The following is a 3,729-nucleotide window of genomic DNA, read 5'->3' on the forward strand; positions in this document are numbered from 1 at the left end:
TGTTTGGGGTTTTCGGGCTCGTCACTATCAACCGTTACAAAAGCCGATGCGGGGCAGAATGTTGCAAGTAACCACTAACCCCCCAAATATTTTATACATGATGTTGCCGGCTGTGCGGGTTTAAATGTTGGTCTACTTCCATCTTCATATTTTTTTTCTTTGTTACCTATGTTGAAAAAGTCTAAAGAGACCGGATTGAAGATAGATGAATATACCCCTCTTAATTCGTTATAGCTTATTGGATTTTGTTCTAGAACAAAGAGTACGGATTTTTTCACTTTAGGATGAATAAGTGATTGGATGTAGCTTACAAAGTTGTTAGTTGTCTCGTATGCTTTTTTTACTGTGTCAAAATCTGGTCGGTGGTAAATCTGCTTAATCGTGTCAATTGCTGGCCGGTCTTTTGAAATTGTATGCAGTGGAAATGCACAGTCAAATGATACTTCACCTATTTTGTTATGAGCTGTGTCTTCTTCAAAATGAACATATTTATTTCTTAAAATCATAAGCTCATTTGCATCTTTAATTGCTTGGTGTTTTGTGTCAACATTTGAAACCAATAAGTTAACATAAAAGCCCAAATTTCTGACTCGAAACATAAATTCTGACCGTAGGTATTTATCGAGTATTTCTTGAAAATCCTTAAGCTCTTGTGTGCATCCTACCCGTATTAATAAGTTCAAGAAGGATTCAATTTGAAAAGCTGCATTAAGTACCATTGATTTTCCAAGGGTATGGAACTTAATACTGTTCTTTATAAATTTCTTTACTTCTTTATGATAGGACTCTAGCTCACCCTCATTGCTTAGGTGGTTCGTTGGACTAGTCGGAACTGACAAGTCAATCTTTTGAATTTGGGCCCAAAGTGAGCGCACACATTCCTTGTAACTCTTATAATGATTTATGTAAACGGTATGCTTTTCAAATCTCTTAATTGCAGCTAGGATTGGCTTAATGTGACTGTTTATATTTTCGTTAAAAAATTTCACCAAGTCAAAATCATCATCATCAAACTCATAAATTGCTTCTATGATATGTGGGGTTCTCCATACTTGAATAAAGCCCCTTTTTGACTCTAAAATAAAATCCCACCATATCATGTTGTCAAGGGGCCGACCCTCGCTCAATAAAGTGTAAAACCCGTTTGGCTGGTCTGATATTTTCAGTTTTAGCAATGCATAAAGCTTGATTACGTCAACATTAACAGGAGCTACCCTTTTAATTTTTGACATATCTTTGCTACTCACGAATTTAAAAAATCTCTTAGGCTTTCCTGCCATGCTTCAATCTTGTAAAAATCATTAAAATGCTCACAAACCGAGGCATTTGCTACCCACCAGTTTCCGTCATTTCGCATATAAGCTAATGCTTGAAGCAACATGCGAATTTCCATAAGCCTCAAACTAGGTTCCATTCCGATTTCTTTCGGATCGAAAATATACATTGATAGAATAAAGTAATCTTCGATAGGACGCATCCAATAATATGTGTGCAATTTATTATTTGGATTATAGGTCTCATGATAGCTAAGATTGGGGAGGTCAAAATCGTGAAAGGAAAGATCATTTGCTTTAATAATTCCTTTAATATTGTCATTGATTTTTCTGCAACTTATTTGAAATGAGCTATGTTTATCAATCTCAAATTGACATGGATAGATATCCTCATTTTCTCCATTCTGTTTATGGTATTTCCAATTTTCTGGAACTTGAATCTTGAATTTACCATTCGGGTCTTCAAATAGAACAAATTTGCGTTCCATATTATTTAAGTGTATTCATATAAATATGTGCTATTTCTATGAGCATTTGCTAGCATTGCCGGCAACGCCCACATGTATGGAATGTTGGGGGCTTGCGAGCGTCGTTATTGTCTGCCGTTAAGATAATTGCTACGGGGAATGGATTTACACTGAACACAAAAACCCCCAATATTTTATACATGATGTTGCCGCATGACCCTTTTTTTTCTGTCCTCAGGCATCATTTTTAATCTATTATAAATCAGTTTCTGCCAGCCAATTCACAACTCTTCATCAGGGTCAGCGAGTCATTAGAAACTACTTTCAATTGGAGATGCTTGTCTTAAAATCCCACTGTTATTCGAGCTTCTGCTGATTCAACACTTTTCATATCTTGCATCGTTTGACTCGTGCAATGTAATTCACTCGAATCAACCTTATATCGGGCAGAAAGCGGTCATCCGTGATTGGCTTTCCTTAACCCTCTTTGCCCTGGTCAAAACGCTAAACACTGACCCTAAATTTAACAGATTCTAATCGAGGGTCATATTATATTTCAGGCAGTTTCTGCCGGCGCCGCACCTTGGGTCTTCATTTTTCCTGTCTTTCGACCACCTGATACCGCTTCTGAATTCTTGTCTGCCGAAATTGCAGGGTCTTCCAGAATAGCCTTGTAAATCCATTTTGGTCTGCCGACTTCAAATTCGTTAAGACTTATTAATCAATACATTATTTATCGAATGGCACCCTTTATTTCAGGCAGTTTCTACCGGCACCGCACCTTGGGTATTCATCTTTCGTGATATCAACAACCTGATGCCAAATCCGGATACTTATCAACCGAAATTGCAGATTCTTACATATTGTCTTTATGAACACCATCATAGTCTGCCAATTCGCTGTCTGTAATGCTCAAGGATGCTTAAAGCCATTTCTTAAAAATCTTTTTATCATAAACACCAAGGCCAGAACCGAAGGTTTTTTCTTGGGTTTTGCGGCAACGCCCGGCTGTATGCGGTCGGCCGGGGCATTTCTGCCAGGTTCGAAAGTTTCAGGCCAAGCGGTTGTGACTGGGGAGGACGAAACCCGCAATATGCTGTGGAGCCCCGGCTGCCGTATACAGCTTTGTTGTAGCCCGTAATTTTATGTTGAATAGTCTTCTAACTTTATTAATCTCCACTCTTGACCAAATTTTTTGAAGGTATATTTTGCATGTATTCCATTTTCAATCCCTCTAAAAAATATGATCCTATAAACAGAGCCAATATCCTCATTAAAAGTCATTAAACTCCCCAATTCATTCTCAAATTGCATATACTTCCAATTTTCTGAGATTAAAGAGTCATATACAATCTCATAGTCATTATCATAGTCAACATAGTAATTGGGGATTGGAAAAGCAACATGTTCCTTTTGGAATATTGAATCAGAGGAAAACTGTTTTATAAAATTAATAAAACCAATGTCAATTAATGAATCAATATGCTGTATTCCCACTTTGACTAATTTCCAACCTTCAACCGTCCTTTTAAAATCAAAATTTTCACTTTCTTGGTTTTCAAACGACACAATCGACATTGTCAATAAATTATCAGATACATCCTTGTCATAATATGTTATTGTATCCGTATGCAAAATCGGCATGTAGCTTTTTACTGTATAGAATCTATTATACTTCCAATCTTTCTTTGATTCTAATTGTTTCCCTTTATAATTAATGGGGTACACAATCCTTTCATTTTGAAATTCACGATTCCACATGAAATTTCCAAAGAAATCCATGAATGTTTCTTCTGTTATATTATTATCATCAACTGTTTCACTTAATTCATTTGTAACTTGAACTATTTCAGAATCAACTGATTTTATGGAATCCTCACTATTTCCATTATTTTCTTTTGTCTTGGTTTGGCAAGAAACTAAAATCAATATGACTAATATTTTCAGTAATTCTCTCATGTTTCCTTTTGTTTTATGGGCTACAACGT

3 protein-coding genes are annotated in these 3,729 nt (G+C 36.2%); all 3 read right to left on the reverse strand.

Features of this window, described 5'->3' with window-relative positions:
• Window positions 1–74: 74 nt before the first annotated feature.
• Window positions 75–1,280, reverse strand: coding sequence for a hypothetical protein (locus JCM15548_RS20050; protein ID WP_162198298.1), 1,206 nt, complete (start codon window positions 1,278–1,280; stop codon window positions 75–77).
• Window positions 1,244–1,762 carry a hypothetical protein gene (locus JCM15548_RS20055; protein ID WP_062128958.1) on the reverse strand — a complete coding sequence of 173 codons (519 nt, stop codon included), beginning with the start codon at window positions 1,760–1,762 and terminating at the stop codon, window positions 1,244–1,246. The genes JCM15548_RS20050 and JCM15548_RS20055 overlap by 37 nt, the downstream gene beginning before the upstream one ends.
• 1,122 nt (window positions 1,763–2,884) lie before the next feature.
• On the reverse strand, window positions 2,885–3,729 hold an 845-nt coding region (locus JCM15548_RS20065; RefSeq protein ID WP_227626066.1), incomplete at its 5' end, for a DUF4348 domain-containing protein.

The sequence above is a fragment of the Geofilum rubicundum JCM 15548 genome (assembly GCF_000974365.1).
GTDB lineage: Bacteria > Bacteroidota > Bacteroidia > Bacteroidales > Marinilabiliaceae > Geofilum > Geofilum rubicundum.